The sequence below is a fragment of the Bacillus sp. FSL R10-2201 genome (assembly GCF_038008665.1).
Classification (GTDB): domain Bacteria; phylum Bacillota; class Bacilli; order Bacillales; family Bacillaceae_G; genus Bacillus_A; species Bacillus_A mycoides.
Map to the genome: position 1 here is coordinate 4,628,643 of NZ_JBBOZP010000001.1, position 25,727 is coordinate 4,654,369.

General features: G+C 38.6%; 20 protein-coding genes, 22 tRNA genes, 1 rRNA gene and 4 pseudogenes. 6 read left to right on the forward strand and 41 right to left on the reverse strand.

The features are described from left to right. Positions 1 to 15: 15 nt before the first annotated feature. From NSQ69_RS24010 to NSQ69_RS24030, 5 genes are all read right to left on the reverse strand, one after another. Positions 16 to 174, reverse strand: coding sequence for a hypothetical protein (locus NSQ69_RS24010; RefSeq protein WP_033713152.1), 159 nt, complete (start codon positions 172 to 174; stop codon positions 16 to 18). Between the two features lie 243 nt (positions 175 to 417). Beyond that, positions 418 to 1,236: a 1,4-dihydroxy-2-naphthoyl-CoA synthase gene (gene menB / locus NSQ69_RS24015; RefSeq protein WP_305926800.1), complete on the reverse strand. Its 819-nt coding sequence runs from the start codon at positions 1,234 to 1,236 to the stop codon at positions 418 to 420. Positions 1,237 to 1,304: 68 nt separating this feature from the next. Then, complete coding sequence (gene menH, locus NSQ69_RS24020; protein ID WP_002129651.1) at positions 1,305 to 2,117, reverse strand: 2-succinyl-6-hydroxy-2,4-cyclohexadiene-1-carboxylate synthase; 813 nt, start codon at positions 2,115 to 2,117, stop codon at positions 1,305 to 1,307. Beyond that, a complete protein-coding gene (gene menD, locus NSQ69_RS24025; RefSeq protein ID WP_002129652.1) occupies positions 2,114 to 3,868 on the reverse strand; it encodes a 2-succinyl-5-enolpyruvyl-6-hydroxy-3-cyclohexene-1-carboxylic-acid synthase in 1,755 nt (584 codons plus the stop codon). Before menD ends, menH begins: the two co-directional genes overlap by 4 nt. Beyond that, on the reverse strand, positions 3,865 to 5,259 hold the full coding sequence (locus tag NSQ69_RS24030; RefSeq protein ID WP_002191042.1) for an isochorismate synthase: 1,395 nt from the start codon (positions 5,257 to 5,259) through the stop codon (positions 3,865 to 3,867). Before NSQ69_RS24030 ends, menD begins: the two co-directional genes overlap by 4 nt. Before the next feature lie 193 nt (positions 5,260 to 5,452). Here NSQ69_RS24030 and NSQ69_RS24035 point away from each other — a divergent pair, with 193 nt between their 5' ends. Continuing rightward, positions 5,453 to 6,406: a 1,4-dihydroxy-2-naphthoate polyprenyltransferase gene (locus tag NSQ69_RS24035; protein ID WP_341099758.1), complete on the forward strand. Its 954-nt coding sequence runs from the start codon at positions 5,453 to 5,455 to the stop codon at positions 6,404 to 6,406. 124 nt (positions 6,407 to 6,530) lie between these two features. Continuing rightward, positions 6,531 to 7,262 (forward strand): yteA family sporulation protein, encoded by a 732-nt coding sequence (locus NSQ69_RS24040; protein ID WP_002129658.1) that lies wholly within the window; start codon positions 6,531 to 6,533, stop codon positions 7,260 to 7,262. A 43-nt stretch (positions 7,263 to 7,305) separates the two neighbouring features. On the opposite strand, the gene cspD is transcribed toward NSQ69_RS24040, so the two are convergent. Then, positions 7,306 to 7,506, reverse strand: coding sequence for a cold-shock protein CspD (gene cspD / locus NSQ69_RS24045; RefSeq protein WP_001193051.1), 201 nt, complete (start codon positions 7,504 to 7,506; stop codon positions 7,306 to 7,308). Positions 7,507 to 7,827: 321 nt separating this feature from the next. On the opposite strand from cspD, the gene NSQ69_RS24050 reads away from it, so the two are divergent. Next, positions 7,828 to 8,610, forward strand: a complete 783-nt coding sequence (locus tag NSQ69_RS24050) for a TIGR00266 family protein (protein ID WP_002015806.1) — start codon at positions 7,828 to 7,830, stop codon at positions 8,608 to 8,610. A gap of 23 nt (positions 8,611 to 8,633) precedes the next feature. Here the strand turns inward: NSQ69_RS24050 and NSQ69_RS24055 are convergent, their stop codons facing one another. Next, the gene (locus NSQ69_RS24055) at positions 8,634 to 9,404 is read right to left on the reverse strand and encodes a MerR family transcriptional regulator (protein ID WP_002167472.1); all 771 of its coding nucleotides are present in this window, start codon (positions 9,402 to 9,404) and stop codon (positions 8,634 to 8,636) included. Between the two features lie 141 nt (positions 9,405 to 9,545). Between NSQ69_RS24055 and NSQ69_RS24060 the strand changes: the two genes are divergently transcribed. After that, entirely contained in the window at positions 9,546 to 10,268 is a 723-nt protein-coding gene (locus NSQ69_RS24060) for a lipase family protein (protein ID WP_002089241.1), read from the forward strand. A gap of 72 nt (positions 10,269 to 10,340) precedes the next feature. On the opposite strand, the gene NSQ69_RS24065 is transcribed toward NSQ69_RS24060, so the two are convergent. From NSQ69_RS24065 to glgB, 6 genes are all read right to left on the reverse strand, one after another. Next, complete coding sequence (locus NSQ69_RS24065) at positions 10,341 to 10,463, reverse strand: hypothetical protein (protein WP_003192091.1); 123 nt, start codon at positions 10,461 to 10,463, stop codon at positions 10,341 to 10,343. Between the two features lie 54 nt (positions 10,464 to 10,517). Next, the gene (gene glgP, locus NSQ69_RS24070; RefSeq protein WP_002129667.1) at positions 10,518 to 12,926 is read right to left on the reverse strand and encodes a glycogen phosphorylase; all 2,409 of its coding nucleotides are present in this window, start codon (positions 12,924 to 12,926) and stop codon (positions 10,518 to 10,520) included. Positions 12,927 to 12,944: 18 nt separating this feature from the next. Then, positions 12,945 to 14,375 carry a glycogen synthase GlgA gene (glgA, locus tag NSQ69_RS24075; RefSeq protein WP_002167471.1) on the reverse strand — a complete coding sequence of 477 codons (1,431 nt, stop codon included), beginning with the start codon at positions 14,373 to 14,375 and terminating at the stop codon, positions 12,945 to 12,947. Between the two features lie 137 nt (positions 14,376 to 14,512). Then, positions 14,513 to 15,547 carry a glucose-1-phosphate adenylyltransferase subunit GlgD gene (glgD, locus tag NSQ69_RS24080; protein WP_078203714.1) on the reverse strand — a complete coding sequence of 345 codons (1,035 nt, stop codon included), beginning with the start codon at positions 15,545 to 15,547 and terminating at the stop codon, positions 14,513 to 14,515. Between the two features lie 18 nt (positions 15,548 to 15,565). Beyond that, positions 15,566 to 16,696, reverse strand: coding sequence for a glucose-1-phosphate adenylyltransferase (gene glgC / locus NSQ69_RS24085; protein ID WP_002129671.1), 1,131 nt, complete (start codon positions 16,694 to 16,696; stop codon positions 15,566 to 15,568). Beyond that, a complete protein-coding gene (gene glgB / locus NSQ69_RS24090; RefSeq protein ID WP_341099760.1) occupies positions 16,644 to 18,581 on the reverse strand; it encodes a 1,4-alpha-glucan branching protein GlgB in 1,938 nt (645 codons plus the stop codon). Before glgB ends, glgC begins: the two co-directional genes overlap by 53 nt. Positions 18,582 to 19,051: 470 nt before the next feature. Between glgB and NSQ69_RS24095 the strand changes: the two are divergent. Together NSQ69_RS24095 and NSQ69_RS24100 are read left to right on the forward strand one after the other, a co-directional pair. Next, positions 19,052 to 19,171 (forward strand): annotated as a pseudogene (locus NSQ69_RS24095) (TasA family protein); the annotation flags it as partial. Next, a pseudogene (locus NSQ69_RS24100) lies at positions 19,165 to 19,518 on the forward strand (dockerin type I domain-containing protein); the annotation flags it as partial. The pseudogenes NSQ69_RS24095 and NSQ69_RS24100, both read left to right, overlap by 7 nt. A 173-nt stretch (positions 19,519 to 19,691) precedes the next feature. Here the strand turns inward: NSQ69_RS24100 and NSQ69_RS24105 are convergent. From NSQ69_RS24105 to rrf, 28 genes and pseudogenes are all read right to left on the reverse strand, one after another. Next, positions 19,692 to 20,636 (reverse strand): L-lactate dehydrogenase, encoded by a 945-nt coding sequence (locus NSQ69_RS24105; RefSeq protein ID WP_002129674.1) that lies wholly within the window; start codon positions 20,634 to 20,636, stop codon positions 19,692 to 19,694. 423 nt (positions 20,637 to 21,059) lie between these two features. Further along, positions 21,060 to 21,316 (reverse strand): annotated as a pseudogene (locus NSQ69_RS24110) (IS4 family transposase); the annotation flags it as partial. Between the two features lie 170 nt (positions 21,317 to 21,486). Beyond that, on the reverse strand, positions 21,487 to 22,515 hold the full coding sequence (locus tag NSQ69_RS24115; protein WP_012261906.1) for a DUF4179 domain-containing protein: 1,029 nt from the start codon (positions 22,513 to 22,515) through the stop codon (positions 21,487 to 21,489). After that, complete coding sequence (locus NSQ69_RS24120; protein WP_012261907.1) at positions 22,508 to 23,038, reverse strand: sigma-70 family RNA polymerase sigma factor; 531 nt, start codon at positions 23,036 to 23,038, stop codon at positions 22,508 to 22,510. Before NSQ69_RS24120 ends, NSQ69_RS24115 begins: the two co-directional genes overlap by 8 nt. Positions 23,039 to 23,347: 309 nt before the next feature. Continuing rightward, positions 23,348 to 23,410, reverse strand: a pseudogene (locus NSQ69_RS24125) (RNA polymerase sigma factor); the annotation flags it as partial. A gap of 137 nt (positions 23,411 to 23,547) precedes the next feature. Beyond that, positions 23,548 to 23,619, reverse strand: a tRNA-Glu gene (locus tag NSQ69_RS24130). Positions 23,620 to 23,625: 6 nt separating this feature from the next. After that, positions 23,626 to 23,716: transfer RNA gene (locus NSQ69_RS24135), tRNA-Ser, on the reverse strand. Between the two features lie 6 nt (positions 23,717 to 23,722). Then, positions 23,723 to 23,797, reverse strand: a tRNA-Asn gene (locus tag NSQ69_RS24140). A gap of 7 nt (positions 23,798 to 23,804) precedes the next feature. Continuing rightward, positions 23,805 to 23,881: transfer RNA gene (locus NSQ69_RS24145), tRNA-Ile, on the reverse strand. A 10-nt stretch (positions 23,882 to 23,891) separates the two neighbouring features. Then, positions 23,892 to 23,962 (reverse strand) — tRNA-Gly (locus tag NSQ69_RS24150). Positions 23,963 to 23,975: 13 nt separating this feature from the next. After that, positions 23,976 to 24,051 (reverse strand) — tRNA-Lys (locus NSQ69_RS24155). 10 nt (positions 24,052 to 24,061) lie between these two features. Beyond that, positions 24,062 to 24,137 (reverse strand) — tRNA-Thr (locus NSQ69_RS24160). 14 nt (positions 24,138 to 24,151) lie between these two features. Continuing rightward, positions 24,152 to 24,227 (reverse strand) — tRNA-Phe (locus NSQ69_RS24165). A gap of 14 nt (positions 24,228 to 24,241) precedes the next feature. Then, positions 24,242 to 24,317: transfer RNA gene (locus tag NSQ69_RS24170), tRNA-Asp, on the reverse strand. A gap of 3 nt (positions 24,318 to 24,320) precedes the next feature. Continuing rightward, positions 24,321 to 24,397 (reverse strand) — tRNA-Met (locus tag NSQ69_RS24175). 27 nt (positions 24,398 to 24,424) lie between these two features. Beyond that, a tRNA-Ser gene (locus NSQ69_RS24180) sits at positions 24,425 to 24,517 on the reverse strand. Between the two features lie 17 nt (positions 24,518 to 24,534). Continuing rightward, positions 24,535 to 24,611, reverse strand: a tRNA-Ile gene (locus tag NSQ69_RS24185). Positions 24,612 to 24,615: 4 nt separating this feature from the next. Continuing rightward, positions 24,616 to 24,692, reverse strand: a tRNA-Met gene (locus tag NSQ69_RS24190). Between the two features lie 20 nt (positions 24,693 to 24,712). After that, positions 24,713 to 24,785: transfer RNA gene (locus NSQ69_RS24195), tRNA-Ala, on the reverse strand. A gap of 14 nt (positions 24,786 to 24,799) precedes the next feature. Next, positions 24,800 to 24,873 (reverse strand) — tRNA-Pro (locus tag NSQ69_RS24200). Positions 24,874 to 24,884: 11 nt separating this feature from the next. Next, positions 24,885 to 24,958: transfer RNA gene (locus tag NSQ69_RS24205), tRNA-Arg, on the reverse strand. Positions 24,959 to 24,961: 3 nt separating this feature from the next. Then, a tRNA-Leu gene (locus tag NSQ69_RS24210) sits at positions 24,962 to 25,050 on the reverse strand. 16 nt (positions 25,051 to 25,066) lie between these two features. Beyond that, positions 25,067 to 25,141 (reverse strand) — tRNA-Gly (locus NSQ69_RS24215). A 29-nt stretch (positions 25,142 to 25,170) separates the two neighbouring features. Next, positions 25,171 to 25,251, reverse strand: a tRNA-Leu gene (locus tag NSQ69_RS24220). 24 nt (positions 25,252 to 25,275) lie between these two features. After that, positions 25,276 to 25,351, reverse strand: a tRNA-His gene (locus NSQ69_RS24225). A 10-nt stretch (positions 25,352 to 25,361) separates the two neighbouring features. Next, positions 25,362 to 25,437: transfer RNA gene (locus NSQ69_RS24230), tRNA-Thr, on the reverse strand. A gap of 4 nt (positions 25,438 to 25,441) precedes the next feature. Further along, a tRNA-Val gene (locus NSQ69_RS24235) sits at positions 25,442 to 25,517 on the reverse strand. Between the two features lie 5 nt (positions 25,518 to 25,522). Next, positions 25,523 to 25,638 (reverse strand): 5S ribosomal RNA (gene rrf / locus NSQ69_RS24240). Positions 25,639 to 25,727: the final 89 nt, after the last annotated feature.

Below are 25,727 nucleotides of genomic sequence, written 5' to 3' on the forward strand. Positions count from 1 at the left end.
CGAAAGAACCTTAGCCTACGGGGCTAAACAGTCGGCTCCGCTTTTAAAACATCCAGCTACAGCAGCTAGAACAGTCGGTCGTTTCACGCCTTCCTGCGAGGCAAAAAGCGCCTCTTTTTCAGGAGTTCCAACGCCCTCTTGTTCTGAACGAGCTGCTTCCGCTTTTGGTTTCATCCAGCTACAGCGGCTAGAATGTTCGGTGGCTTCACTTCTTCCTACGAGGCAAAAAGCGCCTCTCTGTCAGAAGCTCCATCCCCCTCACATTCTAAGCGAGCCGCTTCCGCTTTTGGTTTCATCCAGCTACAGCGGCTAGAATGTTCGGTGGCTTCACTTCTTCCTACGAGGCAAAAAGCGCCTCTCTGTCAGAAGCTCCATCCCCCTCACATTCTAAGCGAGCCGCTTCCGCTTTTGGTTTGATCACGGGAAACGAGGGAATTGACCGAAGTCCGGAGTGCGTTTTTCTTTGAACGCGTCGCGGCCTTCTTTTGCTTCGTCAGTTGTGTAGTACAATAACGTTGCGTCTCCAGCTAGTTGTTGAATACCAGCTAGACCGTCTGTGTCTGCGTTGAATGCAGCTTTTAGGAAACGAAGTGCCATTGGGCTGTTTGCTAAAATTTCTTGTGCCCATTGTACTGTTTCTGCTTCAAGTTCTTCTAATGGTACTACTGTGTTTACTAAGCCCATATCAAGTGCTTCTTGTGCACTATATTGACGGCATAGGTACCAAATTTCACGAGCTTTCTTATGGCCTACCATACGAGCTAAATAACCAGCTCCGTATCCACCGTCAAAGCTTCCTACTTTAGGACCTGTTTGTCCGAATACAGCGTTGTCTGCAGCGATTGTTAAGTCACATACGATATGAAGTACGTGTCCACCACCGATTGCATAACCTGCTACCATTGCGATAACCGGTTTAGGGATTGCGCGAATTAGACGTTGTAAGTCTAATACGTTTAAACGTGGGATTTGGTCGTCACCTACATAGCCACCATGACCGCGAACTTTTTGGTCGCCGCCAGAACAGAATGCACGTCCACCTTCACCTGTTAAAATGATAACGCCAACATTTGCATCATCACGAGCGTGTGCAAAAGCATTGATTAACTCCATTACCGTTTTAGGACGGAATGCATTATGTACTTCAGGGCGGTTAATCGAAATCTTTGCGATGCCATTGTATGTTGAATAAATAATATCTTCGTAATTGCCTTCTTTTACCCATTCAATAGTCATTACTATTACCTCCTTTTATATTTCTGATCTCCGCTATAAGTGCAACTTCCTTCTTGCTGAAAAAAGTATCACTGCATAGTTTTTAGAAATCCCTTTACTATTGTATCAAACTTTTCCGGTTGTTCCACATGAATTGCATGGCCAGCCCCATCAATTTTGACAAATTTCGCATGAGGGATGCATTTTTCGATGTTTTTTAATAGGCGAAAGAACTTTTCATCGCTTTCTCCATTCAGTAAAAGGACAGGCATTTTTAGGTTTTGCAATTCGTTCCACCATGAAGGTTGAGCCCCTGTTCCCATGCCACGAAGACTATTTGCAAGTCCTTTTGGATTATTAGCAAGTCGTTCTTTTCGCACCGCTTCTTTTACGTTTTGCACTAAACGTTTTTGCGTTTCAAATAGCGGAATATTTTCCCACATCGATACAAAACTTCGGATGCCTTCTTGCTCAATTTTATCGGCAAGTCGTTCATCTTTTTCCTTGCGTTCTTTTCGCTCCTTTGCACTCTCAAGTCCAGCTGTACAGTTTTCTAAAAGAAGCGAACGCACATATTCTGGATATAAGCATGCCATCGTAATCGCAAGTCTACCACCCATTGAATAGCCAAGTATGTGCGCATTTTCAATATGAAGATGATCCAGTAGTTCTTTCATTTGCAGTGCCACATTTTGAATATCATAATGCATCACATCTTCAGGACTTTCCGTTTTCCCGTGTCCAACAATGTCTACTAGAATGACTTGAAACTGCTCGCTCCAAGAAGGAATAAAGGAACCCCACGTTTCCATGCTTCCCGTAAAACCATGAAGAAGTAGAAGTGGTTCCCCGCTTCCGGCTACTTCATATTCATACGATACACCTTGCAATGTTACTTTCATTTTGATTCACCTTGCAAAGATGTAGTAATAACGTCCATTGTTTTTGCCCATAGTTCACGATGTAATTTCAAGTTTTCTTCGCGATTCGTACAAATTTCCACGACGTGTAATCCATTCGTTTTCGTTCCAGTTTGTACTTCTTCTCGGAAGTTTTCCCAACCATTTACACGGCTAAATGAACCACCATACATTTTGACAACATGTTCATAATCAAGCCCAATTGGTGTTCCAAATAATGATTCGAAATGTTCCTTTTTCTCGTATTGTGGTAAGAATGAGAAAATACCTCCACCATCATTATTTACAACAACAATCGTTATATTTAACTCATGTAGTTTCGCGGCTAATAGTCCGTTTAAATCGTGATAAAATGATAAATCACCGATTACTAATACGAGCGGATCACAAATAATACTCGCTCCTAAAGCTGTTGAAATGATTCCATCAATACCATTTACACCCCGGTTCGCCATTACTTGAATGTTTTTATCCGATGTGAAGAAAAATGAATCGGTATCGCGAATTGGCATACTATTACTCGCAAATAACGTTGCCCCTTCTGGTAATACACTTACAATATCCGTAATTACTTTCCCTTCAAATGCCGTTTCATATGTTTCCATCTCACGAAGCGTTTCTCTCGTTTTCTCGTTTATTTGTTTCCACATTCCGAACCAATCATTCTTTTTCATAACTGGCATTTTCTCTAGTAATGCTCTGCAAAATTCACTGTCACTAGCTTGTACAACTTCTGTCGCAACTAGAGCTGGATCTCTCCATTGTCCAGATTCATCGACAACGATATGAACAGCTTTCGTTTGTTTTTTGATGAACTGCGTTAATGCTTTAGAGACAGGCATTCCTCCGAAACGAATTAAAACATTCGGCTTCCACGTTTCTTTTAACAATTCATTTCGTAAAAATGTATCGTAACAATCTATAACCATCGTTTTATCATGATTACCACTACGGAGGTTAGAAAGTGGATCTGCTAAAATTGGATACCCTGTTTTCTCAGCTACTTTCATAACAACTTCTGTTATTTCTGGATGACTGCCGTCTCCACAAATAATAAGCCCCTTTTCCATATGTGAAAGGCGCCCTACAAGAGAATCTACATATTCACTCGGCATCGTCACGTTCCCTTGCTGAACTACTCCTGTATATTCACCACGCCCTTTATCCCATAAACTTTCTAATGAGAAATCCGGTATAAGCGGCTCGCGAACTGGAAAATTAAGATGAACAGGTCCTTGCGGGGCTAGAAGTGCACTTGCTATCGTACGCTGCGTTGTCATTCGAGCGTAATGATACATTGCTTCACTCGCTTCAGGAAGTGCCATCTCTGTAAATTGCTTCACAAAAGTACCGTATAAATTAAATTGATTCATCGCCTGTGGTGCACCCACATCTCTTAATTCATGCGGTCTATCCGCTGTTAATACGATAAGCGGCACTCGTGAATGAAACGCTTCACATACAGCTGGATAATAGTTCGCTGCTGCCGTCCCTGACGTACATAATAGCGCAACAGGACGTTTTTTTGCTTTCGCAATACCGAGCGCAAAAAATCCTGCTGATCTTTCGTCTACATGTAAATATGTTTTCATTCCTTCATGTTGTTCCATTAGTAAGGCAATCGGCGTTGACCGTGAGCCAGGACTAATGACAACATCACATACATTTAGACGCGTCAGTTCGTCCACGAACGCGCCTAAATAATATGATAATGCTTCTATATGATTGTTCATTTCATTAATTCCTCCAAAGCACCAAGCATCGGTCTAAACTTCAAACTTGTTTCTTCATATTCAAGCTGCGCTACTGAATCAATTACGATACCACAGCCGGCAAACAAGGATGCCTTCTCGCCATTTAATAATCCGCAGCGAAGTGCAACCGCAAATTCACCATTTCCTTCATCATCTATAAAGCCAATTGGTGCACCATATAATCCTCTATCTAAAAGCTCTACATCACGAATTAATTTCAACGCCTCATGACGAGGTGTACCACCAAGAGCTGGTGTTGGATGTAATTCTTCTACCATCGTTAAAAGACTTGCATCACCTTTTGCTTCTACTGGCGTATATAAATGGATTAAATTTTTCGTCGTTAATAAGCCTGGGCTCTCCGGAATATTAACAGATTCGCAATGCTCACTTAGCACACCTCGAATCATGTTAACTACATAACCGTGTTCAGCCAAATTCTTTTCATCATGAAGAAGCGTCTCACCATTTTGTTTACTTTCTTCTATAGAATTGCCATGACCAATTGAACCAGCAAGGCACATCGATGTGAACTTCTCGCCTTCTTTTCGAATCAATCGCTCAGGTGTCGCCCCTAAGAAGCATGCTCCTTTATAATCAAAAGAAAATACGTAACAATCCGGTTGCCCAATGCGAAGCGCTTCTAAAACAAGAACGGAATCAATATGCTGATCCATCGTTAATTTTAGCTCCCTTGCTAATACAACCTTCTGCACGTTCCCTTGCTTCATTTCATCTTGCACTTTTCCAATCGCGTTCATCCAGCCACTCGGATCAACTTCTACTTTAGAAGTAACTGTTAATTTTGATCCTACTAGTGCACATTTACTCTCTTGTAAAATTCTCTCTTCTACAGAAATAATTTCGTTATAAAGAGTTTCTGCACAATCTTCGGCTGAAACGAACTGATTAATCGTTAACCACGCCTTTTCATTTTTTACAGTTAATAAAAATGCTGGTAGTGAAAATGTGGTATCATCAAATTCTTTCCAAAGATTCGTTTTTTCTTTTTCTTGGTCAAATGAAAATCCACCAAATAAAAGAGGACCTGTTCCAAATTCGTATCCTTCTCTTTGTACGAATGCTTTCTCTTTTACTTTATCCCACTCGTCACGAGCAGTTTGAAAGCGTTTGTGAGAAGAATTTGCTATAGTGAAAACAGAGCCAATTCCAGCAAATATTACATGCTGAGCTGGGTCTGCAAAATAACATCTATTTTCGAATGCGATCCTTTTTCCTGCTGCATAAAACAGAAGTGGATCCACCCAATCTATTTGTTTTACAAAACTAACTAATGTTTTTTCATCAGTCGTACGCTTAATAGCTGTAACAAGAACTTCTTGTAAGCCTTTTCGTTTCGTTTGAATCACAATTGTCTCCCCCCTATGGGCGAAAAATAGTCATAATTACGCTTGATTTTAAGATACACCTCAAAGGAAAGGCCTGTCAACGTTTAGCATTTCTGAGAAATTCACCTTCTCTTCCTAGAAAATAAACGTTGACACTAAATGATGCTTTTTCTACACTTAATTGTGTACAATATGTGACCAAGGAGGATTCAACATGGAAATGAACGTCGAAACGAATTCCTCTCCTACGTCGCCAAAGCCAAGTAAACAAACAGGCTGGCGAATTTGGTGGAGTTTATTACGTCCCCATACATTAACAGCAGCTTTCGTTCCTGTTTTCATCGGAACAGCTTTTGCAATGCATGTCGGAGGTATAAATCAAATACATCTTCCTCTTTTCTTTATGATGCTTCTTGCTTGCCTTCTCATTCAAGCAGCAACGAACATGTTTAATGAATACTTTGATTATAAAAGAGGACTCGATCATGAAGGTTCAGTTGGAATAGGCGGTGCTATCGTCCGCGATGGCATTAAACCAAAAACCGTTCTTAACTTAGCATTCGGATTTTTAGGCATCGCAACGCTATTAGGTGTTTATATTTGTATGAACTCTAGCTGGTGGCTTGCTGCAATCGGTCTTGTTTGTATGGCCGTTGCTTACCTTTACACTGGTGGCCCTATTCCAATTGCGTACACACCATTTGGAGAGCTAACAGCAGGATTATTTATGGGTATCATTATTATTGGTATTTCATTCTTTATCCAAACAGGCGCAGTAACATCAGAAGTGATTTTATTATCTATTCCAAGCTCCATTTTAATTGGTGCAATTTTACTATCTAACAATATTCGTGATTTAGATGGTGATAAAGAAAATGGTCGTAAAACGTTAGCAATTCTCGTTGGACGCGAAAGAGCCGTTGGTGTACTTGCTTCTATGTTTATCGTTGCCTACATTTGGACAATCGCTTTAATCATCGTTAACATCGTATCACCATGGATGCTTATCGTATTCTTAAGTGTACCGAAAGCATTTAAAGCGACGAAAGGCTTTATCGGCAAAAGCATTCCAATGGAAATGGTACCTGCGATGATTTCAACAGCAAAAACAAATACAATTTTCGGTCTCCTAATGGGAATCGGATTATTGCTTGGATACTTCCTATAGAAAGGAGCTGCTTATGCGGCTCCTTTTTTCATATACCGACTTCCCGGCTGAAATTCATCTCATAATTCCTACTCTCAACGCTCATACTATGTAAAGAAACTGAATTGTAGGAAGGTGGACGACTATGTTAACTCCACAACAAATAAATCAATTTAAATCTATTCTAGAAAAACAACAGCAAGAAGTTGAACAAACGATACAAACTCATGAAGATGAAAACCGTGCATCTGAACGTGATTCAGTAGGAGAATTGTCTAGCTATGACAACCATCCAGGTGATATGGCTACAGAATTGTACGAACGTGAGAAAGATTTCGGACTCATCGAATTTTGGCATAAACAGTTAGAAGATACGAAACATGCTCTGCAAAAAATTGAAGCTGGTACGTACGGAATTTGCGAAGTGTCTGGTGAGGAAATTCCATTTGAAAGATTAGAAGCAATGCCAACTGCTACAACGTGTATTCAGCACACTACAAATAAATTAGATATGCAGACGCGCCCAGTTGAAGAAGAGGTGCTAGATCCTTCGTTTCATAAGCACGACGAAGATCATTCTGTAGAGTACGATGCTGAAGATGCTTGGCAAGACGTCGCAAATTATGGAACATCAGAAACACCATCCGATTTAGAAAGACAGGATTCAAAAAACTATAATGGCATGTACGTAAATAGTGAAGAAAATGTTGGGTATGTAGAGGATTTCGAAAACTTTATTGGAACAGATATGTATGGAAAAAACCCACAAGTTTTCGCAACAGAAGAACATGAAGAATATGAACAATTGCTTGATGACTTTGAAGAACGCACCTTTAAAGGTGAATTATCTTCAGATGAGTCTGGTTCTAAAGCATAAAAAAAGCATTCCGAAATTCGGAATGCTTTTTTTCGCTAGCTAATTAGTTTTTTGTAACGTTAGCTGCTTGTGGTCCGCGGTTTCCATCAACGATTTCGAAAGAAACTTCTTGACCTTCTTCTAAAGTTTTGAAGCCGTCGCCTTGAATAGCTGAGAAATGTACGAATACGTCTTCTCCGCCTTCAACTTCGATGAAGCCAAAACCTTTTTCGCCGTTAAACCATTTAACTTTACCTGTTTGCATGTCATGTACCTCCTAAATAAAAATGAAACTATGAATCCACATGAAAAGGTGGATATAAAGGACATGAATGTATAACAAGCTTACAGCCTTTAATACAACGTGCTTTATTTCCGTACCACATTATGTAGCTCAATAGTGTTTTCACTATATCATGCTATATCAAAAACGTCAAATGAGAACACTTTCGTCCCATCGTTTTTTATAATTCTAGTATAACCTTAAATTTTTATTCTATTTTTATTCAAAAATTAATAAAACTACAGTATTCTAATTCCTTTGATTTCTGTACAATATAATTACTACATATGATGAGGTGAAAAAATGCAAGCACATGAAATCGAGTATAAATTATATGGCGATGATATGCAGTTTGTTGAAATTGAATTGGATCCAGAAGAAAGCGTTGTCGCAGAGGCTGGCGCAATGATGATGATGGAAGATCATATCGAAATGGAAACGATTTTCGGTGATGGTTCTGGACCATCTAATGGTCTATTCGGTAAATTAATGGGCGCAGGTAAACGTCTCGTTACAGGTGAAAGTATGTTTATGACTGTATTTACAAATACAGGTCATGGCAAACGACACGTATCATTCGCCGCTCCTTATCCTGGAAAAATTATTCCTGTTGATTTAACAGAATATCAAGGAAAAGTAGTCTGCCAAAAAGATGCATTTCTTTGTGCCGCAAAAGGTGTTTCTATCGGAATTGAGTTTACTAAAAAAATAGGAACTGGCTTCTTCGGTGGTGAAGGTTTCATCATGCAGAAACTTGAAGGTGATGGTCTAGCTTTCATGCATGCAGGCGGAACTGTATATAAGCGTGAATTAAAACCTGGTGAGAAACTTCGCATTGATACAGGTTGTCTCGTTGCAATGACAAAAGACGTTAACTACGATGTTCAATTCGTTGGAAAAGTAAAAACAGCTCTATTTGGCGGTGAAGGTTTATTCTTCGCAACGCTAGAAGGTCCTGGAACGGTTTGGATTCAGTCCTTAACACTTAGCCGCTTAGCAGCACGCCTTACAAGCCCAGCAGCTCAAAACAGCGGTGAAGGTAGCGTTTTAGGCGGACTTGGTCGTTTATTAGATGGAAAAGAGTAAGAAGTGCCCTTATAGGGCACTTTTTATTTAGGTGGACTATACAAACCATTTTGGATCATAAAGTATTTCATCGCTTCATTAAGCCACGCCCCTTCTTCTTCCGTATAAGGAAAAGGCATCATATTATTATATTGTTCTTCTACATTCTCTAATTTACCTAGAGAATACATTGTCTCTTCACCGACATACTTAAGAGTCGCTTTCATATGTTCATCAACCAATTTTTGCACTTCTGAATCCTCAATTTGTCTTCCAAATAACCTTTTCACTTCTTTTGCTAAACGCATAAACTCTTTATCAAGTGCTATGTCCTCTTCTTCCGGCTTATTATATAATCCATCAGCCACTTCTTTTGATACATATTCTTCAAGCCATAAACGTTGTTCGTTTTCTTTTTGGATACTATTAATTAAGCTCATTAATATGTTACTATCTACCTCTTCATCTTCCTCAAGGTATACCATTGTTCGTTCAATCGCCTTTATCGAAACTTCAAGTTGTTTTTTCTTTTCTTCAAAGGCTACTCTTTGATTTTGTAATGTTTCTTTTAAGCTTATATTCAAACTTTTCACATTGAGCATGACACGAATTTCTTCTAAACTATATCCTAATACTTTAAGACTCACTATTTTTTGGAGCGCTAATATATCTCTATCTTTATATACACGGTGTCCTGAACTTATATTTTTTTCAGGTTTAAGCAGGCCAAGTTCATCGTAATACTGTAGTGTTCGTATTGATATACCTGTTCTCTTTGAAAACTCACCAATTGAATAGCCTTCCTTTTTGCTCATCCTACACTCCTCCTAACAATATGTTTACAAAAATCATACTCCCTCACGTAACTGTAGGTTCAAGCCTTTTTTCAAAAAGAATGAATCAAGTCCCTCACTGCATATATTGAACTATACCTTTTCTTAAGGAGGGCTTTCTTGATGCGTACTCCTTTATCCTTTGATAAAGACACTGCCATATTGTTAGCATCTTGCTGCGATCTAACGTATGAACAATATAAACAAAATGGCATTTTCGAAATACCCGATGGGTTCCAATATGTACAAGGGTTTCAAGGAAAGGCCATTCAAAAGACAGAATGGTTCGGATTCATATTAGAATCTGAGGATACAATTATTGTAGCTTTTAGGGGCACACAAACAGATACAGATTGGATTATCGATTCACTCGTTAACCAAAAGCCATACCCATATGCTTTAAATAGTGGAAATGTCCATAATGGCTTTCTTTCAATTTATGAATCTTGCCGGGATTCCATTATGGATATGCTCGTGTCATTACCAGCCCATAAGAAACTTCTTGCAACAGGCCATAGCTTAGGCGGTGCACTCGCTACACTACACATACTAGATGCACGTATAAATACTGCCTTCGCACAGTACGGTCTTTATACCTTTGCCTCTCCAAAAGTTGGAGATATCGCCTTTCGAAATTATTATAAACTGCAAGTAGCTAGTAGCTTTCGTTTTGTCAATTTATTCGATGTCGTTCCTCTTCTCCCTCCAAGAAATGTCCATTTTAATGATAAAGACTGGGAATATGCACACGTCCATCACAACATGACATTTACGAAAAATACAAAATCCATTACGAATAACCATTCCATTACAACATACAAAACATGTCTGACCTCTCATTTTTAACCAGTAAACAATTGGAAATTTAATATTTGTATACTATAATAATCTATGAAATTACTTTCGGATGAGGGGACCTTACATGCTAAAATTTTTCTTTGCACTTTTTCTTATAATAATTTTTTCGTTTACAGGTTTCTTTACATTTTCATACTTTGCGACAGGCGAATATGGCGGAACAGGTATAATATATACGTTCATGCCTTACCTTTCTTAAGCAAAATAAATAAAAGCCCCTTCAAAAGGGGCCTTCATCTAAAAAAGTTTAACAGTATTACCAATACCCCAAATTTCATTACTGTACTGCAAAATTGTTCGATCACTCGCAAAATGCCCCGATTGTGCAATGTTCAAAATCGACATTTCCAGCCATTTCTCCCTATTTTCGTAGGCTCTTCCGACAGCTTCTTGTCTTTCAGCATATGGGCTAAAATCTCGAAGAACGAAGTATTCATCATTTTGAATAACGAGAGAATCATAAATCGCTTCAAATTCAGCTCCCGACTGTGCAAAGAAACCATTCGTTAACTGATCTACTACTTTTTTAATGTGCATATTGTGGTGATAATAGTCACTTGCACGATATCCACCGTTTTGGTAGTAATGAAGAACCTCATCCGCTGTTAAGCCGAAAATGAAGCAGGCATCATCACCGACCCGGTCTTTTATTTCAATATTAGCTCCATCTAACGTTCCGAGTGTAATTGCACCATTCATCATAAATTTCATGTTACCTGTTCCCGATGCTTCTTTACTTGCAGTTGAAATTTGTTCACTTACATCTGCCGCCGGGAATATATCTTCCGCTAAAGAAACTCGGTAGTTTTCTAGAAAGATAACTTTCATAAATTGACTTACGTACGGATCGGTATTCACTTTTCTTGCAAGCTCATTTATTAATTTAATAATTTTCTTCGCATAATAATAGCCAGGTGATGCTTTCGCTCCAAAAATAAAAGTACGCGGGTAAAATGAAAAACTAGTATCCTCTTTTAAACGGTTATACAAGTACAAAATATGAAGAACATTTAATAACTGTCGTTTATAAGCATGTAGCCTTTTCACTTGCACATCAAAAATAGAATTTGGATCAATAGTGATCCCCATTTTATTATGAATGCTCTCCGCTAAAATAATCTTACGCTCTTGTTTTACCCCTGCAAGCTTTTCTTGAAAACTAGTATCATGTATGAAGTTTTGCAGTGCTTGCAGCTTAATTGGCTCTTTCTTCCATTCTTCTCCAATCGCTTCCGAAATAAGATTCGTCAGCTGTGGATTCGCCTTCATTAGCCAGCGCCTATGAGCAATTCCATTCGTTTTATTATTAAACTTATCTGGATAAAATTCATAGAACAATCGCATTTCACGCTGCTTTAAAATTTCTGTATGAATTTTCGCCACACCGTTAACGCTATGGCTACCAACAATCGCTAAATGAGCCATTTTCACAAGGTCATGCGCAATAATGGCCATGTCCTCAATACGCTTCCAATCGTACGAATAACGGTCCCAAAGCTCATGACAGAAACGTTCATTAATTTCTTCAATAATCATATAAATTCTCGGTAATAACGGTTTAAAAATGCGAATTGGCCATTTCTCAAGCGCTTCTGATAACGTCGTATGATTCGTATAGGAAATCGTCTGCGTTGTTATGTGCCAAGCTTCTTCCCATGTCAATTTTTCTTCGTCTAATAAAATACGCATAAGTTCTGGAATTGCTAGAACCGGATGTGTATCGTTTATATGAATCGCGATTTTTTCATGTAACTGACGAAGACTACCGTGTCTCTCCCTATGCATACGAACGATATTTTGCAAACTTGCTGATACGAGGAAATACTGTTGTTTTAAACGAAGTATTTTCCCCTCATCATGCGTATCATCTGGATATAAAAACTCCGATACGGCCTCTGTTTCACGCTTATATTTCAAAATATCTTTACAATTTTGCGGGAAAGGAACTGGCTCCGCATTCCAAAGCCGAAGCGTATTTACAGTACTCGTTTCATACCCTACAACTGGAACGTCATATGGTACTGCCATAATAACTTCTGCATTTGTATGCCTGAACTCTAAACGTCCATCAATTTCTAGTGGTTCAACGTTTCCAAAATAACTTACTTCTACCGCTTGGTCATACCTTCTTACTTCCCAAACGTTTTCATGAAGAAGCCACTGTTCTGGAAATTCTACTTGATAGCCATCAACAATTTTTTGATCAAACAGACCATGCTTATAACGAATACCACAGCCATGTCCTGGTAAGTTTAAAGAAGCGAGTGAATCGAGAAAACAGGCTGCTAAACGTCCAAGTCCACCGTTACCAAGGCCAGCATCTGCTTCAATTTCTTCTAACTCGTGCAAAGAAATTCCAAGTTCAAAAAGTCCTTTTTCACATACATCTCGAATGCCTAAATTTAATATATTACTGCCTAGTAAACGCCCAAGTAAAAATTCAATGGATAAATAATACATTTGTTTTTGATCTCCAGAACGATACCTTTCATTCGTTGCAATCCATTGACTATTCATATACTCACGTACCATATGACCGAGCGTATTATACTGATCACGAGTTGTAGAATCTTTGAAACTTTTCCCATACATCGTTTCTAATTTTTCTAGAAAAGCGGATTTGAAGCTTTCAACATGAGTAAACATTTTTTCACCACCTCAATGTTATTCCATGAGACTTTTATACAATTTCTTGTATGCAAGAGCAGATTTCCCCCAGCTATAATCTTCAGTCATCGCTTGCTTTACAAGCTTATCCCATACCGGTTTATCTTGATAAAACTCAATTGCACGAAGAATCGTATGTAACATGTCATGCGCATTAAAATTCGTAAAGCTAAAGCCATTCCCAATTCCAGTGTCCTCATCGTAAGAATGTACAGTATCATTTAATCCGCCTGTTTCTCTTACAATTGGAATCGTGCCATATGCTAGCGCAATAAGTTGTCCAAGTCCACACGGTTCAAACAGCGATGGCATTAAAAACAAATCGCTTCCCGCGTACACTTGGTGCGCTAACGCTTCATTAAACCCAATATATACTTTTACCTTTTCTGGATACTCGTATGCCATCCATTCAAAGAACTGCTCGTATTCAGAATCGCCTGATCCTAAAATAATACATTGTACATCTTCTTCCATTATTTCACGGAATACAGTACGTACTAGATCAAGCCCCTTTTGTTTCGTTAATCGTGTTACCATCGAAATAACTGGTGTATCTTCTTTTTCTGGTAAACCAAAATAACGCTGCAATGCGCGTTTATTTTCATTCTTTTCATCTAGCGATTCTGCACTATACTGAGCCGTAATATATGGATCTGTTTCTGGATTATATACGCTCGTATCAATTCCATTTACAATGCCACTAAGCTTATCATTATATTTTCGTAGCAATCCATCTAACTTCTCACCGAAAAACTCATATTGAATCTCTTCTTTATATGTCGGGCTAACCGCTGTAATTTGGTCAGATGCGATAATACCGCCTTTCATAAAGTTCACGTTTCCATAAAACTCAAGCTGTTCACTATGAAAATATTCATGACCAAGCTCCAGTAAGTCGTACATCACTTCAGGAGGAAATACACCTTGGAACTGCAAGTTATGAATCGTATATACCGTTTTAATATGCTCATATAACGGGTTATCTTGATACTTTTCACGAAGTAAGAAATTAACCATAGCTGTATGCCAATCATGGCTATGAAGAACATCTACTTCGAAATCAAGATGCGGAATACACTCTAAAACTGCTTTTGAAAAATAAGAAAAACGCTCCCCATCATCATAATGGCCATATAGAGAATCTCTCTTAAAATAATATTCATTGTCTATTAAGTAATACGTAATCCCGTCCTGCTCACCTTTTAAAATCCCGCAATATTGATTTCTCCATCCAAGGGGAACGCTAATTACTTTATGAAGCGTACATCCTTCTCTTAACTCTTTCGGGATAAGACTGTAGTTTGGAAGTATAATGCGAACATTCACTCCTAATTTTTTTAATTCTTTTGGAAGCGCTCCTGCTACATCAGCTAGACCTCCGGATTTAATAAACGGTACACATTCTGATACTGCAAATAAAATATTCACCTGTTGTTCCACTGCACGAAAAGCGTATACATCATAAATCGCTCTTCTTACAGCTTCCTCCCTTCAAGTTTTCATATAGAGTAAAACCATAATTAGTGGGGGTTTTCTAAATCCCCCACTAATTATGCACCTGCTATTTACGAATAACTGTTGATTGTACTATTTTGTACACTACCTTTTTCTACAACATATGGCTCATCGGCATTTCCTTTTAACACTACGCCGTCGCCAAGTTTCACATCTTTATCGATAATAACACCGTCTATTATGCAATTATCTCCAATTTGGCTCTTTTGCATAATAATACTATTACGAACAATTGAACCTTTTCCAATTTTAACAGAACGGGAGACAACACTATTTTCTACTTCACCCTCAATAATACTACCGTTTGCAATCATCGTATTTTTCACTACTGCACCCTTCATATAACGAGTTGGTGGCTCATCTTTTACTTTCGTAAAGATTGGTGCTTCTTTCTTAAATAATTGCTTCCAAATAGAAGGCTGCAAAATTTCTAGGCTATGTTTATAGTAACTTTCAATAGAATCAATACTAGCTACATATCCTGTATGTTCGTACGTAGTAATATGCAGTGATTTCCCGCTCTTTTCTCTCACTACATCAAATAAACTGTATTGCTCCACATCTTTATATGCCTCAAATAAGTCTAGCAATAATTGTTTCTTTAACACATATGTTTGAAGCGAAACCCCTTCATGACAAACTTCAGTAATATCTGCAGACGTATGTATATGTCGCTCTAACACCGCTTGAAAGTTTAACGCTGTTACAAGATGGCTATTCGTAATAACAACATATTCTTCTCTGCTTCTTAGAAAATAATCAATATGTCTTCTAAAATGTGCAAAAGATCCAAATTCGTCATGATCACATTGGCAGTTCGGTGGGAATAAAAACAGTCCATCACGCTTTCTATCTAAATCCCACTGTTTTCCTGAACCGACATGATCCATTAAAGAACGATTTTTATGACTTGTAAAAACCGCCACGCTATGAATATTAGAATTCACCATATTTGAAAGCATGAAATCAATGAGGCGGTAACGGCCTCCAAACGGTAACGCCGCTAATGAACGATGCCCTGTTACTTTCTTTAAGGAAGGAAAACTTCCCGTTGCATTAATAATTCCTAACATTTTTTCTCCCATTCATTTCATCCCCCTTTTCTATTTTCCTTCAGCAATTAGTACTACATCATCCACATTTTTTTCTGGACGAATTATTGTCCCATCTTCAATAACCATTTCCGATCCAACGATCGCTCTTTCAATCACAACGTTTTTACCAATCTTTGCCCCCGGCATAACGACAGAATCGATTACCATACTACCTTCTTCCACCGTCACTCCTTGGAATAAAACAGAATGCTTCACGTCCCCTTCAATGACGCACCCTTCATTAATAAGTGACTCTTCTACTTTTGCCTTTTCTGCAATATATTGAGGTGGCTCGTTTGGATTTACAGAATAAATGCGCCAATTACGATCGTTCAAGTTCAACGATGTTTCATCGCGAAGTAAATCCATATTCGCTTCCCATAAGCTTTTCACCGTTCCAACATCTTTCCAATATCCTTCAAACGGATACGCCATCAACTTCTTCCCTTCATCTAATAAAAGCGGAAGTACATCTTTTCCGAAGTCATTACTAGATTCAGGGTTTCTTGCATCCATCTCTAAATATTCTTTTAAAATAGCCCAGTTAAAAATATAAATTCCCATTGATGCAAGATTACTTCTTGGAAATTGCGGTTTCTCCTCAAATTCAACAACTTCCATCTCTTCATTTGTATTCATGATGCCAAAGCGACTTGCTTCATCCCACGGCACTTCAATAACAGAAATCGAAACGTCCGCTTCTTTCTCAATATGGTAATCTAGCATTTTGCTGTAATCCATTTTATAAATATGATCGCCTGATAAAATAAGGACATATTCTGGTTCATACTGACTTAAATAGTTTAAGTTTTGATAAATAGCACTTGCCGTACCTGTATACCACTTCACACCTGAAGACTCCGCATAAGGAGGTAACACAGTGACTCCACCGTTTACACGATCAAGATCCCAAGCATTTCCGATTCCAATATAATTATGAAGTTCTAACGGTTGATATTGTGTTAAAATCCCCACCGTTTCAATACCGGAGTTTGCACAGTTACTTAACGTAAAATCAATAATGCGATATTTACCACCAAATGGAACAGCTGGCTTAGCTAAATTTTTTGTTAATGCACTTAAACGACTACCTTTTCCCCCTGCTAGTAACATTGCTACGCACTTTTGTTTTTGAGCCATCTTGTTTTTTGCTCCCCTTTCTCGTCTTCACTGGTCGTAATATGGATACGCCAAATGGTGGAATTGTAATTTCTACATGTGCCGCTTGATTATGATATGGCTCTAGAATCGTCTTGAGACGTTTCTTATTAACTTGCCCCGATCCGCCATATTGCGCCGAGTCACTGTTTAAAATTTCGTTATAGTACTCGAAATCTGGTACACCTACTTTATAGTTTTCATATGTAGCTTTCGTAAAATTACATACGACAACTAACGCATCTTCCTGCTTATCCCCTTGGCGGATAAACGAGAAAATACTTTGCTCATTATTATTAGCATCAATCCACTGAAATCCTTCAGGCGAGTGATCTAACTGCCAAAGTGGTTTTGAGCGCTTATACAATGCTATGAGCTCTTTAAAGTAATCATGCATATTACGATGCATTTCAAAATCATGTAAATTCCAATCTAAATCTTCAAGGTCTTTCCACTCATCAAATTGCCCGAATTCTCCACCCATAAAGAGTAATTTCTTACCTGGATGAGTAAAGAAATATCCATATAATAAACGAAGCTGAGCAAACTTATCCCAGTAATCTCCCGGCATTTTATTTAATAACGACTTTTTCCCATGAACGACTTCATCATGAGAAAGCGGCAATATGAAGTTTTCAGAGTGAGCATATATTAAAGAGAATGTCATTTTCTCATGAATGTATTTCCGGTACTCTGGCGCACATTCCATATATTTCAGCACGTCATTCATCCAACCCATATTCCATTTATAATTGAATCCAAGTCCACCCTCGTATGTTGGAGCTGTTACAAGTGGCCAAGCTGTTGAATCTTCCGCTGTCATAAGAAACTCTTCATCTTCTGCAAACACGGCTTCATTTAACTCTCGTAAGAAAGAAACGGCGTGTTCATTGCTTTGCTCTTTTCCTTCTTTATTCCAGTACAGCATATTCGCAACTGCATCTACCCTGAAACCATCAATATGGAAATACTTCATCCAAAATAACGCATTTGAAATTAAGAAATTACGTACTTCTCTCTTCCCTAAATCAAAATTAACAGTTCCCCATACAAGGTTTTCTTGTACGTCTCTATCTTTATATTCATAAGTCGGTGTCCCATCAAACAAATATAAACCGTGAGCATCTTTACAAAAATGCCCCGGTACCCAATCTAAAATGACACCGATTCCATATTTATGACATTCATCGACAAAATACATCAAATCATGTGGCGTGCCGAATCTACTTGTCGCTGCATAATATCCTGTTCCTTGATATCCCCAAGAACGATCATATGGATGCTCAACAAGCGGCATAATTTCAATATGTGTAAATTGATGTTCCACCACATACGGAATGAGCTCCTCGGCCATTTCTCTGTAAGAATACAGAGCGCCATCTTCTTTCTTTTTCCAAGAACCGAAATGTAATTCATAAACTGTCATCGCTTCTTTATAAATCGATCTTTTCTTTCTCTTACGAATCCAGTTTTTATCATTCCATTCATATCCCTCTATATCAAAAACTACAGATGCCGTATTTGGTCTTACTTCTGCATATACTGCGTAAGGATCCGCTTTTAAAATAACGTCACCATCCATCGTTTCAATCGCATACTTATATATATCATTCTCTTCAATATGCGGTACAAACAAGGACCAAATCCCCTCTTCTGTCACTTGTAGCATCTTATGTTGCTCATAATCCCATTCATTAAAATCCCCAACAACACTCATTGCTTTCGCATGAGGAGCCCATACTGTGAATCGTACACCTCGCATCCCATCTTCCGTCACAATATGTGCGCCAAAGATGTTATAACTGTCATAGTACTTTTCTGTATGAAACTCATCTCGTTTCACTTCTTCACAATTTATTACATCCAATATGTTCACCTCACTAAGATGACAGAAATTTTTTACTCTTTATCATTTCTGCGAAAAACTGAAATATCCTTGTTATTTTTTAAAAAATATTCGTTTTTTTCTTAAATTTCACTTAAAATTTTCACGTTTTCCGTGTAAATTATCGAATTTTGACGAATATTCATTGCAAACGCTTCATTTCCTACTAGCCTTTCATCCTATTATTTATTTCTCAACCTTTATTTCATAAGATTTATCCTATTTTACTCGCTATTTATCACTTAAAATCGTAACAAAATAATCTGTCATAAAAAAATGTTTCTCAATATTTTTTGTCACAATTTTATTGAAATGGAAAATTCATAAGCATATACTCATTCTCAATAAAGAACATTGAACCTTCGCAAATATAATTCATACTGAAACACTATGTTTACTCTACCGATGCTCCAGGCGAAAGTCTGATAAAAATTAAATTAGGGGGCTTTCTTATGTCATTAAAACAAAAGGTTGGAATGGGAGTTGTCACAGCTTCACTTGGCTTATCCCTTACATTCGGCGGTGTATTCGCCTATTTCAGTGATTCTGAAACATCGGGTAATTCATTTCAAACCGTCTAACAACGAAATTAGGTACTGAAAAAGATGGTAAGCTACTCGGTCAATATTAATATGCTCGTCCAGATGAAAACCTTGCAGGCGACGTAAATGGCGATAAAATAATTGATATTAAAGATGCTGAAATTATCGCTAATAACTATGGTAAAAAAGGAGTATCTGTAAAAGATGGCGATCTTAATAATGACGGCATCGTCGACGAAAAAGACATTCGCTTCGTAGAAAAGAAATTCTTGAAAAAAGGACCAGATGCAGCAAAATCACAAACACCTGTAGAAAAATCAAAAAGCGGTACACTGGCAGATATTTTAAAGAAATTAGGATTAACACCTAAAAAATAATAATAAAGAGCACTCTATATAAAGTAGAGTGCTCTTTTCTATAAACGACCCTTATCCAGCAAAAGGGGTATATTGGGGATATACAAGGGAAACCGGAAAAGGAATTTATATTAAATTATATAAAAACTCAGAGGTAGGAAGCAGTTTCCCGCCTCTGAATTATTTAGCAATTATTATAGTACTGGTGCCATTGTTTCTTTTAATACTTTTACAGAATGAGCGAATTTCGCTTTTTCTTCTTCATTTAGCTCAAGTTCTACGATTTCACGTACACCTTCGCGGTTAATAACAGCTGGAACACCTACGAAAGCATCTTTCTCACCATATTGACCTTCAAGGTATGCCGATACAGTTAATACGCTGTTCTCGTTGCTTAAGATTGCTTTAGTTACACGAAGTAGTGACATACCGATTCCGTAGTAAGTTGCGCCTTTACGCTCAATAATGTGGTAAGCTGCATCGCGTACATTTTCAAAGATTTTATCTAAATCTTCTTGGTTATACTGTTCGTTGTTCGCTAAGATTGTTTCTAGTTTTTGTACACCTACAGTAGCGTGGCTCCATACTGGAAGTTCAGTGTCACCGTGCTCACCAACGATGTAAGCATGAACGTTACGTGGATCTACATCTAAGTAGTCACCTAACATGTAACGGAAACGAGCAGAGTCTAAAGTAGTACCAGAACCGATTACGCGCTCTTTCGGTAAACCAGATTCTTTCCAAGTTACGTAAGTTAAAATATCAACTGGGTTAGTTGCGATTAAGAAGATTCCATCGAATCCGCTATCCATAATACCACGAACAATTTGTTTAAAGATCTTTGTATTTTTCTCAACTAAGTCTAAACGAGTTTCGCCTGGCTTTTGTGGTAATCCAGCAGTGATAACTACTAAATCTGCATCTTTACAATCTGCATAGCTACCGCTCCAAACTTTTGTTGGTGCTGGAGAGAATGGTACCGCATGGCTTAAGTCCATTGCTTCTCCTTCTGCTTTTGCTTCATTAACATCTACTAGTACGAATTCTTCAGCTACACCTTGGTTGATCATTGAGTAAGCGTAACTACAACCTACAGCTCCTGTTCCTACTAATACTACGCGATTGATACCTTTTTTCATGTTAATTTCCCCTTTCAATTGTTTATATCTATTTTTTATTATTGTTTAAGTAATTAATTAAAATACTAATTTAATGTTGTTTAACTTCTTTACATACATATTGTAGCACGGATTATTGTGAATTCCTTCACAAATTATGACCTATTTGTGAACTTTTTCACATAGAGTGTAAAGTTATTAGAGTGCGGGTGAAATCCATCTCAATGGAGGCGTTTTCTTTAGATTGTGAAAGGGTTTTTCTTAGGTTTTTTGTCGGCAAGTGAAATTATATCGACGATTATTTAAATATATCAACGATTTTTAGAATATATCTACCGTAACTCAAAATATATCAACGATTCGACAAGGAATATCGACTTACCGACAAAACCCTATAATAATAACAGCATAAAGAAGCTGCCTTCAGTAGATCACCTATTGAAAGACAGCTTCTGGATTAAAGCGTTGATTCAGTCCTTCTGAGCTCATAAGTACACCTATAGAAACTTCTAACTGACTGCACAATTGTATAAATGATGTGCTAGCAATTTCTTGACTGAGCCATACGCAAAGGGCAATGAGTTCGTTTGCTTGATACTTGCTAGATCGCTGTATAAAACCAACTTGTTTGGCGATCTCTTGTAGGACTACTGGAGCTCTTGTGCGAAAAGGTCCAGTTCATTTGAAATGATAGACTTCATCAAAAACGCCATCCTTTCTGTATAATTCTACAAAAAGAATAGCGTTTTTTTGATTACATGGATACAAATTTATCTTAGCTTGATAGTGATGTTTTTTCCATACACATCAAGTTAACACAACGTCACTTATTAACAGTCAATAGACATGGAAACCTAGCAAAGCCCTTCAATTATTGTAGTAAAACAGTCATTTTTAAATCTTCAGAACCTCCATTTTTTAAAGTATCATTTTGACCACTAAGATACGTAGGTTTAATTGTTAAGGATTTTGGAGGATTATCCATTGGTGGAAGAGCTAAAACAATATGGTGTCCGTATAGTCCCGTGCTACCAACTTGCAAGCTGACTCCTTCGTAGATTTTTCCTTTATCATCAGTGACAGTATAATCAAGTGCTGGCCAACTATCATTAGCTTCCATTTCTTTTGGATAATCAAAGGTCAAATCAATCCTCGTTGAAAGTGAAGAAAAAGTTACTTGATCTACTGTTAATGCATACAGATTATCTTTCGTTAATGTTTTTATATTAGGAGTAAATTTACGAATCTCACCTTCAACTTTTGTAAGAGGAAATGCTACATTCCATGTTCCTGCTTTTCCAAATAAATCTTCTCCATGGACGGAAACATCAATTTTATCACCAAATTCACCGTAATTAGCCAGAGTGAATTCATGCTGCTCAATAATGGTGTTTCGTCCTTTTGACTTCTGTGAAGTAGAACTAATTGCAGCTCTGACTTCTTTCCCATTAATGGTTACATAACTAAATCCAGCTTTCTCTTCATTGCTATTGGAAATAGTATTTTCTCCTTTGTATTCCACCGTGATCACTAAACGTCCGCCATCGTAAACAGCTTCTTTCACATTCATCGTTAAACCACTATGGTTATCTTGTCTTTCAATTGATGTAGCAAGCTCATCCTTTTCAATTTTATCAGAAGCAATATCATTAAATTGTGCATAAATGGGGCCTATAACTGGAACACTCGATAAAGTCTTTGCCATAGCAGGAGAAATGAATCCAAAACCTAAGAGAGAAACACATATTCCACAAGCAACAAGACTAGAATACTTGATTGTTTTTTTTCTACGGTATTGATTTTTCTTAGCTTGAAGCATGGCTGTTTTTTCTCTTTGAATTAACCGGTCTTCTGGTATAGGAATATCATTGATATGGTGATTAAATTCTTCTTTATTCATAACTATATCCCTCCTTTAAAATGGGGCGTAAGGCTTGCTTTGCTCGATGTAATTGAGATTTTACCGTTCCTTCTGGAGAGTTAAGAACCTCAGCAATTTCCTTAATAGATAAATCGTGATAATACCTTAATAAAATAATAGTTTTGTAAGTAGGATCTAAGAAATTAAATGCCTCGGTTAAATCCAATGATTGTTCTAATTTATTCATGCTTTCTTCTGTACATAAATTAGCAAATATTTCATCATTCGCAACAAATTGTCTAGAGGATTTTCTTACAAAATCAATGGATTTAAAAACAAGAATTTTGGTAATCCAACTTTGAAATTTCTCCGGCTTTTTTAATTTTCTCAGTGAAAGATATGCTTCATAAATTGTTTCTTGGTATATATCCAGTGCATCTTGTTCATTTCTTACATAAGAATAGGCTGTTCGATATAATTTCGGGCGAACAAAAGTAATAAGTTGTTCAAATGCTTGATCATTTCCTCTTGTTGCTTGTTTTACTAGATAGGCTATGTCCATTTTTATTTCTTCCTCCCTTTACTAATATAGTCGAATGAGAGAATAAAAAGGTTGCAAAAATAAGTACATATACATAAATCTCCTACAACTTATTGCAATGATTAATATCCAGCATTAAAGAAAAGACACCAGAAATCCAGATAGAAATAAGAGCCAAATATATAGCTTGTTCATACCAAATTTAAAGTAAAAAAGATCTCCCAAAACGGAAAAACGAGCTGAATTCTCATAAATAACTGTAAAAAAGGTAAAATTCTCGTTATGGGGGTGTCTTAAAATCTTAGCTTGATGGGCATGTGATGTTAGCTCTATTTTAAGCAAATATCTATAAATACTTTTTGATGTTTCTATAATAAGCTTTTCATACTCCATCGCTCTCTCTTTTCTATTAGTTAGACGATTCAAATAGAAAAAAGTATACAAGAAATCCATAAAAAAAAAGCAGACTATTCAAAGTCCACTTTTATACAACAAAAAAGAGATAGCAGATTATGCTATCTCTTTTAGTATGACCCGTACGGGATTCGAACCCGTGTTACCGCCGTGAAAGGGCGGTGTCTTAACCACTTGACCAACGGGCCAAAATCTGGCAGAGAAGAAGGGATTCGAACCCTCGCACCGCGTTCGCGATCTACTCCCTTAGCAGGGGAGCCCCTTGAGCCACTTGGGTACTTCTCTATAATATGGCTCCGCAGGTAGGACTCGAACCTACGACCGATCGGTTAACAGCCGATAGCTCTACCACTGAGCTACTGCGGAATAATTATGGTGGGCCTAAATGGACTCGAACCATCGACCTCACGCTTATCAGGCGTGCGCTCTAACCAGCTGAGCTATAGGCCCATAATAGATAAGCGGGTGAAGAGAATCGAACTCTCGACCAGAGCTTGGAAGGCTCTTGTTTTACCACTAAACTACACCCGCATTAAATTAAAAATGGTGAGCCATGAAGGATTCGAACCTTCGACCCTCTGATTAAAAGTCAGATGCTCTACCAACTGAGCTAATGGCTCATTTTGAAAGTGGTGCCGGCTAGAGGACTTGAACCCCCAACCTACTGATTACAAGTCAGTTGCTCTACCAATTGAGCTAAGCCGGCTTGCGATTTCAAAATGGTGGCTCGGGACGGAATCGAACCGCCGACACGAGGATTTTCAGTCCTCTGCTCTACCGACTGAGCTACCGAGCCTTTATGTAAAAAAATGGCGGTCCCGACCGGGGTCGAACCGGCGATCTCCTGCGTGACAGGCAGGCATGTTAACCACTACACCACGGGACCATTTGGTTGCGGGGACAGGATTTGAACCTGCGACCTTCGGGTTATGAGCCCGACGAGCTACCGTACTGCTCCACCCCGCGATGATATAATATTTAATTTAGAAAAAATGGAGGAGGTAGAGGGATTCGAACCCCCGCGCGACTCTCGCCGCCTGTCGGTTTTCAAGACCGATCCCTTCAGCCGAACTTGGGTATACCTCCGAGATATGAACTTTGAGTGGTGGACCTTGTAGGACTCGAACCTACGACCGGACGGTTATGAGCCGTCTGCTCTAACCAGCTGAGCTAAAGGTCCTTTATGGTAGCGGCGGAGGGGATCGAACCCCCGACCTCACGGGTATGAACCGTACGCTCTAGCCAGCTGAGCTACACCGCCATAAGTTATATTCAAATAAGTGGAGCCTAGCGGGATCGAACCGCTGACCTCCTGCGTGCAAGGCAGGCGCTCTCCCAGCTGAGCTAAGGCCCCATATTTTGAAAATATCGGGAAGACAGGATTTGAACCTGCGACCCCCTGGTCCCAAACCAGGTGCTCTACCAAGCTGAGCCACTTCCCGTTAATAAAAAACGCGCCCGAGAGGAGTCGAACCCCTAACCTCTTGATCCGTAGTCAAACGCTCTATCCAATTGAGCTACGGGCGCATATGGTGCCGAGGGCGGGGGTCGAACCCGCACGGTGGTCACCCACCGCAGGATTTTAAGTCCTGTGCGTCTGCCTGTTCCGCCACCCCGGCATGTCATACTGAAAATTGGAGCGGAAGACGGGATTCGAACCCGCGACCCCAACCTTGGCAAGGTTGTATTCTACCACTGAACTACTTCCGCAAGACATGTTTGAGTTATTTTATTAAAAGTGCGGGTGAAGGGAGTCGAACCCCCACGCCAAAGGCGCTAGATCCTAAGTCTAGTGCGTCTGCCAATTCCGCCACACCCGCATATTATAATTTAAAAAGAAAAAATGGGGCGACTGATGGGAATTGAACCCACGAGTGCCGGAGCCACAATCCGGTGCGTTAACCACTTCGCCACAACCGCCATGATTTTCTGGTGCCGACTAGAGGACTTGAACCCCCAACCTACTGATTACAAGTCAGTTGCTCTACCAATTGAGCTAAGTCGGCTAAATGGTGGAGGATGACGGGATCGAACCGCCGACCCCCTGCTTGTAAGGCAGGTGCTCTCCCAGCTGAGCTAATCCTCCGAATTGCCTGGCAACGTCCTACTCTCACAGGGACAAGGTCCCAACTACCATCGGCGCTAGAGAGCTTAACTTCCGTGTTCGGTATGGGAACGGGTGTGACCTCTCTGCCATCATTACCAGACTGTATTCATTTAAGACAAGAATTATCATAACTTATTCGACATTTAAAGTCAACAAGTTTTTTATATTCTTTCAAAACTAGATAACATT